The following is a 15424-nucleotide window of genomic DNA, read 5'->3' on the forward strand; positions in this document are numbered from 1 at the left end:
TCCTCTCTCTACGCTTAGAGAAACCACTCCGGAAACCATTGTTTCAGCGATTTAAGCTTGGCCTCGGTCTGAATCGCTCCCCCGCCCTCATGGGCGTTGAACGGATAAATGTTGATTTCTTTCTCTCCGGCAATCCGGTTATAGGTGGCAAAATACATCTCCGGCGGGCAGGTTTCATCCTTCAGGGCTACGGAGGCCAGCACCTTGCAGGTGATCCGACTGGCCATATTCATGGTATCGAAATAGCTCAGTTCATTCATCACCAGATCCAGTTCTTCCGGATGATGGCGGAGATAATCGGCTACCGCGGCAAATGCGCCATGCTCACCCTCTATTCTCCGCACCAGATTACTGTTGCTCGGAACATCCGCGAGTGCTGCTGCAGGCCTGTCATCCAGCGCGGCCATTGCCATCGTTAAAGCCCCGCCCTGGCTGCCGCCTTCAACGACAATCCGCTTAGGATCCACTTCCGGCTGGGCGCAGGCAAAATCGATCGCCTTCATACAGTCCATATATTGGTAGCGGTAATAATACTCATATTTGCTGCGTAGACCTTTACTGGCAAGGTTCATGGAGTATCCCCAGGATGAGGGGGCCCGGCTGCCGGTGCGTCCGCCTTGTTCCCTGCAGTCAATCGACACCACGGCAAAACCCATTAATACCCAGTGCATGAACTCAGAGGGTTCACCCCGGCTGCCGTTAAATCCGTGATAATGGATTAAGCACGGGTACTTCTCCTTTTGCATGAAGTCAGGAACAATATACCACCCGTACACCGGCGTTGTATCCATCCCGTCAAAGCTGATTTCATATACGCTTACTTGCTCAATCGGATAGGTTAATTTTTGTCTGCTGCTATTCAAGGGAACAGCCCTAGCCTCGGAAATGGTTTCCTTCCAAAACTGGTCAAAGTCTTCCTGCCGGGTAAGCTCCGGCTTATAGTTGAACAATTCCTTCGTAACATCCTCCAGGTAACCCATGTTCTCTACTCCCTTAATGCTTATTTCCGAACATTATTCTGTAATGCCAAAATCACGCAGCAGCTCCTGGGTATCGAGTGCAGGCAATCCCAGCGGGGTGCGTAAGTTCTGCAGCTTCTCCACCAGATCGGCTTCGTTCGCATACGCGTATGGGCTCTTCCACTCCGATTCCAGCGTGAGCAGTTCACTGGATCCAGGCTTCATGGAGTTATAATTCAGAATCCAGCTCTTCAGTTGATCCTTACTGATATCGGTACGGATATTATCGCCCAGAATGTCGATGATCTCCCCCCACTTGGCAATTCCGCTCACGGAATCCAGCTTATTCAGGATGAGGTTCAGCACCTCCTGCTGCCGTTCATTACGGGAGAAATCGGACGACTCTGCGGTTCCCCGGTTGGATTTGCGGTAGCGGACGAAATCCAAAGCTTCTTTGCCGCTTAAATGCTGCATCCCTTTTTTCAGGTTAATATTGGTGCCGTCGGCATTATCCACGTAACGCATATCCATCGGCACATTGATATCGAGTCCGCCAAGCTCATCCACGATGCTGCTGAATGCTGCGAAATTAATCAGAATCATATGCTCAATATCCATTTGCAGGATACTGCCGTAGAACTCTTTTGTCTTACTTAAATCCTCATCCTTGTTATGTGCGTAATAATAGGCATAGTAGTAATTGGCCTTATGCGAGCCGATCTCACTGCTTGTGATCTTCAGATCACGGGGGATCGACAGGATAGACAGCTTCCTGGTAACAGGCTCATAGACCACCGGCATCAGCACATCCGTATTCAGCGTCCCTCCGCTGCCGCTTCTGTTATCCACACCGGCGAGTAAAAAGGTTAGCGGCTTATTCTCATCCTTTTCCTCCGCAGCCTCAGCATCTGCCGATGCTCCGGGCACTGGTGATGCAGGACCAGCAGTTTCAGCGGGAGCCGTTCCCGATGCCGAAATCCGGTCAAGCGCACGCTCGGCCTTAAAATACAGTGTTCCGGCATAGACAGCTCCGGCGATCAGACATGTGCCAAGTACCGCTGAGACACTAAGCAGTGTCTTGCGGGTACGTTTTTTGCTGCGCTGTGCCTTCCTTCTCTTGCTTCGCTCCTCCATTCCCTTCCTCCTGCTTCCCTCTCATTAATGTTATAAGTTGTAAATGATTATACCACAGGCTAATAAAGCCGCTTACTAAAAAGTGGAAGAGATGTGGGGCATATCATTGAGGTGTAATCACATGCAGGCCTTTTCAAAAGGTGTATAATAGTAGGAACTTACCAAAAAAGGATGTCCTGACATGCTTCTTGCCGTGAACCGTGTGCTTAACCGGATGATGCCGCTGATCACTCCACTGAGTGTCCTGACCGGGGTGCTCTGCGGCAGTGCGCTTACTTCTTATACCTTTTTGTCTCCCTGGCTGTTTGCTTTTATGACGTTTGCCGGCAGCATCAGTCTTGGATTTAAAGATTTTGTGAATGTGCTCAAAAAGCCTCTGCCCCTGTTCGCCTGCTTATTTATCCTTCATCTGGCCATGCCGCTGGTTGCCTTTGGACTCGGGAATGTGCTCTACCACTCGGATGAATTCACCATCACCGGCCTTGTGCTTGCTGCGGTAATTCCTACGGGAATCAGCAGCTTTATCTGGGTCAGCATTTATAAAGGTAACACCGCTCTTACCCTCTCGATCATTCTAATCGACACGCTGCTGGCTCCCTTTATCGTACCGGGTGTGCTTTCCGTGCTGATTGGAACCAGTGTGGAGCTGGATACCTGGGCCATGATGAGCAGCCTCTTCTGGATGATTGTCGTGCCCTCTCTGCTAGGCATGGTGCTTAATGAATGGAGCAAAGGGGCAGTGGCCCCCGTATGGAGCCCGAGACTGAACCCGTTGTCCAAACTGTTCATGGCTGCCGTGATTATGATTAACGGCTCTGTCATTTCCCCTTACCTGGCGGACATCAATCTGCATCTGGTCGGTCTGGCCGCTGTTATTGTACTGATGGCTTCCACCGGCTATTGTCTGTGCTTCCTCACCGCCAGGCTTCTGCGCTGGAACGAAGCAGATGAAGTCGCTCTGCTCTTCAATGGCGGCATGCGCAATATCAGCGCCGGCGCAGTACTCGCAGTGTCCTATTTTCCCGCTCCGGTCGCCGTCCCCGTCGTACTCGGTATGGTGTTCCAGCAGTTGCTCGCTTCGCTGGTAGGCTTCCTGCTCGGCCGCCGCTCCAGGGTTAATCATGCGGCCGACCGGACTTCGGCGGCTTGAGCGAGGGGCCGGGTGGAATAAGCCCCCGGCTTCTAACCCGGTCTAGCAGAAAATGTCGCTGTAAGCTGCGGTGCTGGAGCCGGGAGGGCTGAAGGGCTGATGCCCGCCTGCGCTGAAGTCAAAGGGATTTTTACCATTAATTCCCCCATATTGCCCGAATGCGCCGAATTCAAAGGGATTTTTACCTTTAATTTTCCCAAATTGCCCGCCTGCGCTGAAATCAAAGGGATTTTTACCTTTAATTCCCCCATATCGCCCACATGCGCCGAATTCAAAGGGATTTTTACCTCTAATTTCCCCATATTGCCCGCCTGCGGCGAAATCAAAGGGATTTTTACCTTTATTTCCTCCATATCGCCCACTTGCGCCGAAATCAATGGTACTTTTACCTCTAATTCCCCCATATCGCCCACATGCGCCGAATTCAGCGGTACTTTTACCCTGGCACGTAGATCCCCAACAGATTCTCAGGCACCCCACACTTTCTCACCTTGCATCACATCCTACAAAACCAGCAAAGGCAGCGAAGTTGCCTCCGCCGCCTTAAAAACTAAGTATATTGTGTGCGCCAGCGGTCTATTGAGACCGGAGCATGGTAATTTGTTTGGCAAGATAAGCTGGGGTATACGGCATGTCCCGGCGCAGCCATTTCACCACCGTCCCAATCAGGGCTGCTGAGCCGTACCAGATGGCGATGTCCCTTTGAACCATGGACTCGGGACTGCTGCTGATGTTCCCATTCCGCTCCAGCCGCGAAATAATCATTTCATCAATCAGAGCCACCAGCCGGTCCGTAAAGATTGTACTTTGTCTAAAGGTAAGCGTAACTTTATATAGTCTTGCGTTCGCCTGGATATGCTTTAGCAGGTTCTCGAGCAGCTGCCACTCCTCTTTTCCCGCCTGCTCCGGATTGCTGTTAACGACTTGCCTAATGTTCTCGACCATTTCATCGGCCATTTTTTCCAGCATATCCGGCAGATCCCGGTAGTGCAGATAAAAGGTCACACGATTAATACTGGCCCGCTCGGCAATGCGGTTGACCGTGATTTTCTCGATATCCATTTCCTCCAGCAGCTCAACAACGGCATTCTTCAGCAATTGGCGGGTGCGGAGTACGCGGGGATCTACACGCGCTTCGTTATTTTCCATCCTAATTTCTCTCCATCCTTTCTCTTCCTCTTAGCAGACTACATTTTGCACGGAATTGTCGTTTTTCAAAAAGTTAAACTACATATCACCTATGAATGTTTATTAATTTACACTTTTTCAGAAACCGTTGCTTGCTTACATGAAAATTTCATTTATAATTTGTTTTATGCAATGTAAACTATACAACACGATGTAAATTAAGTCCATGATTAACGATTTGAAAGGATGGAGTGTAGTGAGTAAAGAAATAGAGGCAACAGCCAGTTCCATCAAAAAAGGGCCCATCTTGTTCATCATGATTCTGGGCGCATTTCTTGCGACACTGAATCAGACAGTGATGAGCGTTGCCGTACCCGGACTTATGAATGACTTCGGCATCACAGCTGCAACGGCCCAGTGGCTGACGACGGGCTATATGCTGGTCAACGGGGTTCTGATTCCGATCACAGCCTTTCTGATGCAGCGGTTTACTACCCGTGAGCTTTTCCAGACGTCCATCTTTGTCTTCCTGGCAGGGACCATAGTCTCCGCGCTTGCGACGAGCTTCCCTGTTCTGCTGACCGGACGGATGATTCAGGCAGCCGGTGCAGGGATTATCATGCCGCTGCTGACCAATGTAATATTAGCCCTCTTCCCCCGGGAAAAACGCGGAGCAGCCATGGGGATGGTCGGATTAGCGATCATATTCGCGCCTGCGATCGGACCCACACTGGCCGGATATATCCTGGAACACTACACCTGGGAAACCATGTTTTACGGTATGATCCCATTGACTCTGATTGTTATTATCTGCGGATTTATGTATTTGCGGAATGTGTCGGAGCGTTCTTATCCTAAAATTGATATTAGCAGCGTAATAATGTCTACTGTTGGTTTTGGTGCGTTGCTGTATGGCTTCAGCCGTGCGGCCAGCGCAGGCTGGTCAAGTGCGGAGGTCATATTGTCACTTGCTGCAGGTGTTGTTGCGCTCGGCTTGTTCATCTGGCGGCAGCTGTCTTCCCAAACTCCGCTGCTCGATCTCCGGGCTTTTAAATACAACATGTTTAGCTTAACTACGCTCATCAGCGTCGCAGTTACAATCGTGATGTATGCGGATATGATGCTGCTGCCGCTGTATCTGCAGAATGCCCGCGGCTATACAGCCTTGGAGTCAGGGCTGCTGCTGCTTCCCGGAGCGCTTATCATGGGGCTCTTAATGCCCGTTACCGGTAAGCTGTTCGACCGATTTGGCGCGAAATGGCTGGCGATCGTCGGCCTACTCATTATGATCGTTACAACGCTGGGCTTCGTTAACCTGACAGACTCGACCAGCTTCACTTATCTGGTGCTGATGTCCACAGGCCGGCGGATCGGGATGGCGCTGCTGCTGATGCCGATTCAGACACTGGGTCTAAACCAGCTGCCGTCGAAGCTGAATGCTCATGGTACAGCGATTTCAAATACCGTTAGGCAAGTAGCGGGGGCTGTAGGAACCTCTCTGCTTGTAACTGTAATGACGAGCCGTACGACTACTCACATGAAGGATATGCTTACTTCAGGCGGTACTCAAGGGACGAAAGAACATATGATCATGGAAGCCTCCATCCAGGGTATCAATGACGCTTACCTCGTTATCGTGGGAATTGGTGTCCTGGGTCTGCTGCTCTCCTTCTTCATCAAGAAGGTCGGCCAGACAACGGAAGCTGAATCCGGGCAGGCACTGAAGCAGGCCGTAGCCAAAAAAGCCTAGGCTCAGTTAAAAAAAGAGGTCGACGACAATCCCGGTCGTTGATCTCATTTTTTTGCGGGAGATTCCCACCATGATGTAAGTATATCTAACATAACATCCTGTGATCCGCCTTAAAAATAGCATAAAAATGAACAAATAAAAATTTATATGTCATCATTATTGACATTTTCACTGTGACTATTTATATTGACAATATAAGATTTCAACGACACAGCATTGTGTCAACGAAGGAAACAACGGGTTCTCCCCACAATGTTGTGGCTGGAAGGCTTGTTGTACCGGCATTCTTACATTTGTTTATAAAGTCAGCTACGATGACGTGGCTGCAATTGGCAACGGGGCCGATTAACACAATCCGCAGGTACGCGGGTTCTGTCAGTCGGCCCTTTTTTGTCGATTCACTTACTTGGGGTTCATTAAAAGGAGGATGTCAGCAATGGAAGCAAAAAGTTTTCGCAAGGCGGGTCATGCCCCGAGTTTATTCTCAGCTTTTTTGTACTTTGACGTAAGTTTTATGATTTGGGTGCTGTGCGGAGCTCTATCGCTCTACATTACCAAGGACTTCGGATTGTCAGATACTCAAAAAGCAACCATGGTCGCCATCCCAATCCTCGGCGGCTCGATCTTCCGGATTCCAATGGGGATCCTGGCAGACCGCATCGGGAGTAAAAAAGCGGGTCTGACCGGGATGTTCCTCACCATTATCCCCCTTCTGTGGGGCTGGCTTGGCGGAAGCAGCCTGCTGCAAGTGCATATGATCGGATTCCTGCTCGGTTTCGCAGGTGCAAGCTTTGCCGTATCGCTGTCCCTTGCAAGCCGCTGGTACCCTCCGCAATATCAGGGGCTGGCGATGGGTATTGCCGGTGCAGGAAACAGCGGAACAGCGCTGGCTACCTTTTTTGGACCGCAAATCGCCCAGGCTTACGGATGGCACAGTGTATTCGGACTCGCACTTATTCCTCTGGTGATCGTTATGATTATTTTTACAATATTAGCTAAAGATGCCCCGAATGCCCCTGCGCCTAAACCGCTCAAAGATTACCTCAGCGTCTTCAAGCATGCGGATACCTGGTGGTTCTCGATGTTCTACGCCATTACCTTCGGCGGGTTTGTCGGGTTCGCCAACTACGCGAGCATTTTCTTCTATGATGTGTACGGCGACGCCGCACACCCCGGGGGGCTGACCAAAATCCAGGTAGGATACCTGGTCACTATAACAGTCATCGCAGGCAGCTTCTTCCGTCCTTTAGGCGGCTGGATTGCGGACCGGATTGGCGGCATGCGTCTGCTGCTTGTTTTGTACAGTGTGATTTCGGTATGTGCGTTTGCCATTGCCTCGATGCCGGGTTCATTCCTGGTGATGCTGCTTTATACCAGCGTAATGATGGCCTGCCTCGGGATGGGGAACGGCTCGGTCTTTCAGATCATTCCTCAGCGCTTCTCCAGGGAGATTGGAGTCATTACCGGCATTGTCGGTGCAGCCGGAGGTCTTGGCGGTTATCTGCTGCCGACTTACGTCCTGGGCCCGCTGAAGCAGTCTACAGGCTCACAGGTCACCGGATTTCTCGTGGTCGGTTCCATTGTGCTCCTCACCACCCTTATCTTCTACGCTGTAACAAGATCCTGGAGAAAATCCTGGGCGAAGGCAGAGTCGGGTGTAAATTACTAATCAGCTCGTACAGAAAACTTCGGGGCGGTGAACTCACATGACAACTGACAAAGTTAAAAGCGTCTGTCCTTACTGCGGGGTTGGCTGCGGGATCATACTCGAAGTATCGGATAACCGCGTAGTCAAAATCACCGGGGATAAGGAGCATCCGGCCAATTTCGGCCGGTTGTGCACCAAAGGTAGCACCGCTGCAGCTGCGATTACGGAATCCGGCCGGATGGAGTATGCCTACAGCCGCCCTTCCCGGGGGGCTGTACCTGTAAAAATGGAAATCAACGCAGCCATCACCGAAACCGCGCAGCGGCTGCGCAGCATTCTGGAGGAACACGGCCCGGATGCCCTCTCCGTCTATGTATCGGGCCAAATGTCGCTGGAGGCCCAGTATTTGATTAACAAGCTGGCCAAAGGCTTCATCCGGACACCGAATATTGAGTCCAATTCACGTCTGTGTATGGCTGGTGCAGGCAACGGCTACAAGCTCTCCCTGGGAGCGGATGGCCCTCCGGGTTCCTATCAGGACATGGATCAGACAGATTTATTCTTCGTGATCGGCGCCAATATGGCCGATTGTCACCCGATTCTGTTCCTGCGGATGATGGACCGGGTGAAGAACGGCGCCAAGCTGATTGTCGTTGACCCCCGGCGGACGGCAACGGCAGAGAAGGCGGACCTGTTCATGCAGATCAGACCCGGAACAGATCTGGCCCTGCTCAACGGGCTGCTGCATCTGCTAGTCAAGAACGGCCATACGGACCCGGAATTTATCGCCCGGTTCACCTTGGGCTTTGAGAGCATGGAGGAATTCCTGGAGGATTATCCGCCGGATAAAGTCTCCGAAATCACAGGCATCCCGGAAGCGGATATCCGTCAGGCAGCCGAGTGGATTGGTGAAGCTCCGGAGTGGATGTCCTGCTGGACTATGGGTCTCAACCAGAGCATTCACGGCACCTGGCACACCAATGCCATCTGCAATCTGCATCTGGCTACAGGAGCGATCTGCCGTCCGGGGAGCGGCCCCTTCTCCCTCACCGGACAGCCCAATGCTATGGGCGGACGGGAGATGGGTTACATGGGGCCGGGCTTACCCGGACAGCGTTCTCTGGTATCTGAAGCTGACCGCGGCTTCATAGAGAAGCTGTGGGAAATTCCCCAAGGCACTCTCCGGACGGATGTCAGCGGCGGCACCATTTCCATGTTTGAAGACATGATCGTAGGCAAGATTAAGGCCTGCTGGATCATTTGCACGAATCCGGTGGCTACCGTTCCGAACCGCAAGAAGGTTATCGCTGCTCTTGAAGCGGCTGAACTGGTTATAACCCAGGACAGCTTCCTGGATACCGAGACCAACCGGTATGCGGATATCCTGCTGCCCGGAGCTTTATGGGCTGAAGGTGAAGGGGTGATGATAAATTCGGAGCGTAACCTGACCCTGATGCAGCAAGCCGTGAAGCCGCCTGGAGAAGCCATGCCAGACTGGGAGCTTATCGCCCGGGTAGCGGCTGCGATGGGTTATGCTGAAGCTTTTTCCTATTCATCCTCCGAAGAGGTCTATGCAGAAATCCAGCAGGCCTGGAATCCGAAAACAGGTTACGACCTGCGCGGGGCCACCTATGCACGGCTAAGAGAAACGCCTGTGCAGTGGCCAAGTGCGCCGGGTCAGCCGAACGACCGGAATCCCATCCGGTATTTGAATCTTCAAGACGGCAGAGCACAGATCGAGCTTTCAGATGGCAGTTCTCCGGATCTCGTGTTCCCGACAGAAAGCGGAAAGGCTGTATTCTGGGCACGTCCCTATATGCCGCCTGCAGAGCTGCCGGACAGCGACTATCCCTTTGTGCTGAATTCCGGCCGCTTGCAGCATCAATGGCATACGCTAACCAAAACAGGCAAAGTCCAGAAGCTTAATAAATTGAATCCGGGCCCCTTTGTAGAAATTCACCCGGAAGATGCTGAAGTCCTGGGAATTAAAGACCGGGAGCCGGTAGAGCTCCGTTCACGGCGGGGGCTGGCTGTTCTTCCGGCCGTCCTCTCAGACCGCGTGCGCCCCGGCAACTGCTTTGCCCCTTTTCACTGGAATGATGTCTTTGGAGCACAGCTGGCTGTCAATGACGTTACCAATGATGCCGTAGACCCTATGTCCTTGCAGCCCGAGTTGAAATTCTGTTCGGTATCTCTGGTCAAGGCTGCAGTTCAGCCTGGCGGGGAACTGCATACGCCGGCCAAAGACCAGAGTCCGGCTGCACAGCCAGTCAACGCTGAGAACGCCCGCCCGAAGGAGGCCGTAACCATGAAGCCGCTTGACACACTCGCAGGCCTGCTAGGGATTGAAGCCCCCGCACCCCTGACCCTGGATAGCCACGAACAGGCTTATCTGTCCGGCTTCCTCACCAGCCTGCGCACCGAGGCTGGCCGGTCCGCTTCCGGCATTCCGGTTTTACCGTCCAGCGCACCTTTTGAACCGCCCACCCGCTTCTTTGTAGACGGCCTGCTGGCAGGCATGTTCTCCCGTGCCCCGCTTCCCGGGGCGGAAGCTTACGAAAGAACAGAAACGCTAACAGACTCAGCCCCATCGGAGTCTGTTACGCTGCCGGAGAGTACCGCTACGACCAAGCTTCCGGTAACCATCTTATGGGCTTCACAGACGGGAAATGCGGAGGGTGCAGCCATTGACTGTGCCAGAAAGTTACAGCACGCCGGTTATGATGTACGGCTAATAAATATGAATCAATATTCCGTAAGCGATCTGGCCAAGAACCGGTTTGCCCTGTTCATCGCCAGCACCTTCGGAGCCGGAGATCCTCCGGACAACGGCGAAAGCTTCTTCCAGTCCCTTAAAGCAGAGAATGCCCCGCAGCTACAGGATCTGCATTATGCGGTGCTCGCTTTCGGGGATTCCAATTACGATCTCTTTTGCGGCTTCGGGCGGAATCTGGATACCCGCCTCACGGAGCTTGGCGCGCAGCGGCTGTTGGACTGTGCCCATTGCGATACAGACTTTCAGGAGCAGGTGGATGCATGGACGAATGATATCTCTGAACTGTTGAGCGGATTTAAAGGAAGCCCGAAGCCCGGTGTACCTGCCGCAGCAAGCAGTAATTCGTCCACTCCGGTTGCCGCATCCGCCCCGGTTGCCTCAAGTTCGGAAACACGCGGATATCACCGGAACCAACCGGTACCGTCCAGGCTGCTGTTCAAGCAGAACCTGAACAAAGCCGGATCTGAAAAAGAAACCCGCCACTACGCCTTCGACCTTTCCGCTGCCGGAGTACAGTTCGAAGCCGGCGATGCTCTGGGCGTGTGGCCTGCCAATTGCCCTGATCTGGCCAGCAGTCTGCTGCATACACTGGGCATTGAGCCTTCTACCCCGGTACTGGTCAAAGGCCAGGGACAACTGCCGGTGGCCGAAGCACTGCTCCGTCATTTCGAGATTGCCCGGGTGACACCGGATATGCTCCGGTTCATCCGTGACCGCTCTCAGGATGCCCGGTTAAGCCATCTGCTCGACCATGAGAACCCGGCGGAGCTCAAGCAATGGCTGTGGGGCCGTCAGCTGATCGATGTGCTGCAGGAAATTCCGGTTTCGCTCAGCGCACAGGAGCTTGTGGAACAGCTCAAGCCTTTGCAGCCCCGTCTCTACTCGATTTCTTCCAGCCCGAAAGCCAATCCGGACGAGGTTCATATTACTGTTTCCACCGTTCGCTACGAGAACAACGGCAGCGCCCGTAAGGGAGTATGCTCCACATTTCTCGCGGACCGTGCTACAGAGGATGCGGACATTCCTATTTTCATTCAAAAGAATGCCCATTTCCGGCCACCGGCTAATCCCGATGCCCCGATGATTATGGTCGGTCCGGGCACAGGCATTGCACCGTTCCGGGGCTTCCTGCAGGAACGCAAAGCATCCGGGGCCAAGGGAAGAAATTGGCTGATCTTCGGGGAACAGCGGGAGGAGAGTGATTTCTATTTCCGCGAGGAGCTTGAAAGTCTCCAGAAGGAAGGCTTCCTGCATCGGCTGGATACTGCCTTTTCACGTGATCAGCCTGACAAAGTGTATGTACAGCACCGGATCCTTGAGCATGGAGCCGAGCTCTGGGCCTGGCTTCAGGAAGGCGCGCACTTCTACGTATGCGGAGATGCCCAGCAAATGGCCAAAGAAGTGGATGCCGCATTGAAGACGGTAATCCAGCAGCACGGCGGCATGACTGCCGATGAAGCCAATCATTATGTCAAAGAAATGTCCTTATCCAAACGGTATGCGCGGGATGTCTATTAAGCAGACTAATAATTAATGATCATGCATAAAATCAGCCGGCAACGATCAACCTACAGGTTAGCGTCCTTATGGCGCGTTAATCACAGGAGGCGATTGTACAATGGCAAAGCCGGATAACCGTGCAGATAATGTCGAGCATTTACAGCAAAGCATTCAGCACACCATGCAAAACCTGCATGAAGCTGAAGACTATCTAAACGAATTCTCATCTGAAATCAGCAGCAAAGAACGGGAACAAATCGAAGAAAAGAACGAACGCCGCAAAGAAAGCATTAAAGGCTTCCGCGAGGAAGTTAAAGACGAAGCTGCGCATTCAGAGGAGTAGACAGCGTCTGGCGATGCCGATTCAATCGAGTCTATAACGAGCTGATTGCGCTTGTGCTGGCTCAAATCAAACAGCCCATGCCTTTAAGGATGGGCTGTTTCTCTATATAGCTCTGCTTGCGCGGGCGGTATCCGCACCGTCAATTGTACCTTTAAGCACAATCACTTGGATACCGCAAACAAGGATTGAGACAGCAAAACCATGGTTTGTCTGTAAACGGTATGGGCCGCGTCGACATCGCCCAGAAACCCGCTCATATACAGGTGAATTACCCCGTGAAGCGAAGCCCATATGGCGCTGACAATGGTCCCAGTCTCTTCCTCGTCCGAAATTTGTCCTTGCTGCTGGGCAGTGCTGATTAGAATCAGCAAACGGCTTATGGCTGTCATCGTTCCCTGCATACTTTCGGCATCCGGCTTGAACTCGGCAAAAGCCCCTCCAAACATCAGCTTGTAGTAGCTGGTATGATCCTGGCCAAACTGCCAGAAGGCTTCACCCAAATCCAGCAGATGCTGCAAGGGGTCTGAGGATGGCGACACTTCTTCAAAACGCTGGGCCAGCAATTTGCAGCCCTCAAGATATAGCTGCTGGGCCAGGCCTTCTTTATTAACGAACAAGCTGTAAATGATTTTGGTGGAGCAGCCCATCTTTTGCGATACTTTACGCACGGTAACGGCTTCCGGCCCCTCTTCCTGCAAAATGGCTGCGGCCGCGTCAACTACAATCTTACGGAGATTTTCCGTATTCTGCAGACGGACCTCCTGATATGTTTTTAACTCCCGCCCTGCATATTGCGAGGGCTTGTCTTCGTTATGGATAAGAATCACCTTCATTCGGTTATCATGTTGTTCACAGGAAACAAGGTTACTGGGTTATAACAGGCATTCTAAACATTTGTAAAAGGGTTGTCAATGGATCCATCACGCTGAAAAAAAAGATTTGACACATGCATACCCATGGGATACGATGATTCACATCGGAAACAGTGTTACCAAGATACTTTATGCCCATATATATTTGGCATTCTTTTTTTGGAGATTTGGTAACACTGTTTCTCGAATAAAACATTGTATTAAAAGGAGCGGGAATCATGAATATTAAAGGAAAATGGTCACTGATCACCGGAGCATCTTCAGGCATCGGCGAACAGTTTGCAAGACAACTGGCCAAGGAAGGCAGTCATTTGGTGCTTGTAGCCAGATCCGAACGCAGGCTTAATACACTTGCAGCCGAATTAACCCGAGGCTATGGAATTCAATCCCGGGTTATTCCCCTGGATCTGTCCGCCGCAGGTGCTGCCGGAGAATTGTATCAGAAGTGCCAGCAGCTCAACCTGGAAATTGATCTGTTGGTCAACAATGCAGGGTTTGCCACCCACGGTCTGTTCGAGAAAGTCTCCGGTGAGCGCCAGCATGAAGAAGTAATGCTCAATGTCGCTGCTGTAGTGGATATGACTCATTCATTCCTTCCGGGGATGCTCCAAAGAGGCGCTGGCGCTGTTATCAATGTATCGTCTACCGCAGGCTTTCAGCCGCTGCCTTATATGGCCGTCTACGGTGCTACCAAAGCTTTTGTCTTGTCCTTTACCGATGCCCTTTGGTGGGAGAATCGCGATCGTGGCGTTCAATTCTTTGCTCTATGCCCAGGCTCGACGGAAACAAATTTCTTCAATGTCGTTGGCACGGAGGATGCCTCAGTCGGTACGAAGGACACGCCGGAGCGTGTAGTGGCAGTCACGCTCCGAGCTATGAAAAAAGGGAAACAGTACGTTGTTCCGGGACTCCGGAATTATCTGGGTGCCCAAATTTCTCGTTTCATGACCCGCAGACAGAGTCTGCGGCTGGTTGGGAACATGCTTCGCCCGAGCAAACAATAAGGAGGAATTATGATGTCCACAGAACCAATGCAGCGCAGACGTTCAACACGTCAAAAAGTCAACAGATGGAGCTTGGCCCTGCTCGGGATAATTGTGCTGGGGATTGTTGTATTTCTGCTAATACCTGCTCCGGTAAATCCGGCGCTATGGTCAGCGCCTGCCGCCCCTTCCTTTGAAAACGAGGGACCCTGGAAAGAAAACAGCAAACTCAGCTCGGCAGAGCTGGTTACAGATCGCGTGAAGTACCCGGAATTTATCACCTTTGATGCAGAAGGACGGCTCTATACGGGAGATTCCGACGGCAAAATTTACAGAGTAGCCTTTGACACAACGGGGAAAGCGCAGCCGGCTGAAGTGTTTGCCGATACCCACGGAACACCTAACGGACTGAAATTTGACGCAGCCGGAAATTTGATTGTGGCGGATATTCAGAAAGGGCTGCTGTCGATTGACCCGGAGGGAAATGTTGAAGTCCTAACCAATCAAGTGGAGGAAGGTCCGATCTACTTGGCAAACGAGCTTGACATCGCGAAGGACGGTTCAATCTATTTCTCCGATACTTCAAACTATGGCAAGGTCATGTTCAAAGAAATTGCCGAGAACAAGCCGCATGGACGATTGCTGAAATATGATCCGCTTACCAGGGAGACGACCGTTTTACTTCGTGATCTGTATTTTGCCAATGGGGTTGCATTGTCTGCCGAAGAAGATTTCGTACTCGTTGCCGAATCCTATCATTATCAACTGACCAGATACTGGCTGAAGGGGGCCAAACAAGGCACCTCGGATTTATTTACCGAAAATATTGCCGGATTCCCGGATAACATCACACGTGATGCCCAGGGACATTTCTGGGTAGGGGTATTCACAACCCGTTTGTCTTTTGCCGATTACATGCACAGTCATCCCTGGTTGGCCGCAACGATGTCCAAAGTTCCACAATCTTTGTTAAATGGAGCAAGCAGGCCGGTGAAGCATGGGCTTGTCGCAGAATATGGACTCGAAGGAGAACTTGTGACTAGCTGGCATGATCCTGAAGGAACCCTGTACGGTGTTACCACTGCCGTAAGCCAAGGTGGATATTTATATCTCGGTACTGCACCGGGAGGAAGCCAGGGTGTTCACCGGGTGCTTTTGAATCCGTAAGGAAAGTTCCCCCA

At 51.9% G+C, this 15424-nt stretch carries 12 protein-coding genes; 7 read left to right on the plus strand and 5 right to left on the minus strand.

Going from position 1 to position 15424, the window contains the following annotated elements; all coding sequences use genetic code 11:
• Nucleotides 1-14 precede the first annotated feature (14 nt).
• Nucleotides 15-980: an acetylxylan esterase gene (locus L6H70_RS09855; protein ID WP_236332330.1), complete on the minus strand. Its 966-nt coding sequence runs from the start codon at nucleotides 978-980 to the stop codon at nucleotides 15-17.
• Between the two features lie 33 nt (nucleotides 981-1013).
• Nucleotides 1014-2093: an LCP family protein gene (locus L6H70_RS09860; protein WP_236332332.1), complete on the minus strand. Its 1080-nt coding sequence runs from the start codon at nucleotides 2091-2093 to the stop codon at nucleotides 1014-1016.
• Nucleotides 2094-2274: 181 nt separating this feature from the next.
• Here L6H70_RS09860 and L6H70_RS09865 point away from each other — a divergent pair, with 181 nt between their 5' ends.
• Nucleotides 2275-3243, plus strand: a complete 969-nt coding sequence (locus tag L6H70_RS09865; RefSeq protein ID WP_236332334.1) for a bile acid:sodium symporter family protein — start codon at nucleotides 2275-2277, stop codon at nucleotides 3241-3243.
• Nucleotides 3244-3275: 32 nt separating this feature from the next.
• On the opposite strand, the gene L6H70_RS09870 is transcribed toward L6H70_RS09865, so the two are convergent.
• Both L6H70_RS09870 and L6H70_RS09875 read right to left on the minus strand, forming a co-directional pair.
• Entirely contained in the window at nucleotides 3276-3656 is a 381-nt protein-coding gene (locus tag L6H70_RS09870; protein WP_236332336.1) for a hypothetical protein, read from the minus strand.
• 163 nt (nucleotides 3657-3819) lie between these two features.
• The gene (locus tag L6H70_RS09875; protein WP_236332337.1) at nucleotides 3820-4392 is read right to left on the minus strand and encodes a TetR/AcrR family transcriptional regulator; all 573 of its coding nucleotides are present in this window, start codon (nucleotides 4390-4392) and stop codon (nucleotides 3820-3822) included.
• A 205-nt stretch (nucleotides 4393-4597) separates the two neighbouring features.
• Between L6H70_RS09875 and L6H70_RS09880 the strand changes: the two genes are divergently transcribed.
• From L6H70_RS09880 to tlp, 4 genes are all read left to right on the plus strand, one after another.
• On the plus strand, nucleotides 4598-6121 hold the full coding sequence (locus L6H70_RS09880; RefSeq protein WP_423802787.1) for a DHA2 family efflux MFS transporter permease subunit: 1524 nt from the start codon (nucleotides 4598-4600) through the stop codon (nucleotides 6119-6121).
• Nucleotides 6122-6557: 436 nt separating this feature from the next.
• The gene (locus tag L6H70_RS09885) at nucleotides 6558-7790 is read left to right on the plus strand and encodes an MFS transporter (protein WP_236332339.1); all 1233 of its coding nucleotides are present in this window, start codon (nucleotides 6558-6560) and stop codon (nucleotides 7788-7790) included.
• Nucleotides 7791-7827: 37 nt separating this feature from the next.
• Nucleotides 7828-12063, plus strand: coding sequence for a sulfite reductase subunit alpha (locus L6H70_RS09890; protein WP_236332341.1), 4236 nt, complete (start codon nucleotides 7828-7830; stop codon nucleotides 12061-12063).
• Nucleotides 12064-12163: 100 nt separating this feature from the next.
• Nucleotides 12164-12388 (plus strand): small acid-soluble spore protein Tlp, encoded by a 225-nt coding sequence (gene tlp / locus L6H70_RS09895; RefSeq protein WP_236332343.1) that lies wholly within the window; start codon nucleotides 12164-12166, stop codon nucleotides 12386-12388.
• Between the two features lie 161 nt (nucleotides 12389-12549).
• Here the strand turns inward: tlp and L6H70_RS09900 are convergent, their stop codons facing one another.
• Nucleotides 12550-13221, minus strand: coding sequence for a TetR/AcrR family transcriptional regulator (locus L6H70_RS09900; RefSeq protein ID WP_236332346.1), 672 nt, complete (start codon nucleotides 13219-13221; stop codon nucleotides 12550-12552).
• A 257-nt stretch (nucleotides 13222-13478) separates the two neighbouring features.
• On the opposite strand from L6H70_RS09900, the gene L6H70_RS09905 reads away from it, so the two are divergent.
• Nucleotides 13479-14264 carry an SDR family NAD(P)-dependent oxidoreductase gene (locus L6H70_RS09905; RefSeq protein ID WP_236332348.1) on the plus strand — a complete coding sequence of 262 codons (786 nt, stop codon included), beginning with the start codon at nucleotides 13479-13481 and terminating at the stop codon, nucleotides 14262-14264.
• A gap of 12 nt (nucleotides 14265-14276) precedes the next feature.
• On the plus strand, nucleotides 14277-15410 hold the full coding sequence (locus tag L6H70_RS09910) for an SMP-30/gluconolactonase/LRE family protein (RefSeq protein ID WP_236332350.1): 1134 nt from the start codon (nucleotides 14277-14279) through the stop codon (nucleotides 15408-15410).
• Nucleotides 15411-15424 lie beyond the last annotated feature (14 nt).

Origin of the sequence: Paenibacillus auburnensis (assembly GCF_927798115.1) — a bacterium.
In the GTDB taxonomy this organism is placed as follows: Bacteria; Bacillota; Bacilli; order Paenibacillales; family Paenibacillaceae; genus Paenibacillus_AQ; species Paenibacillus_AQ auburnensis.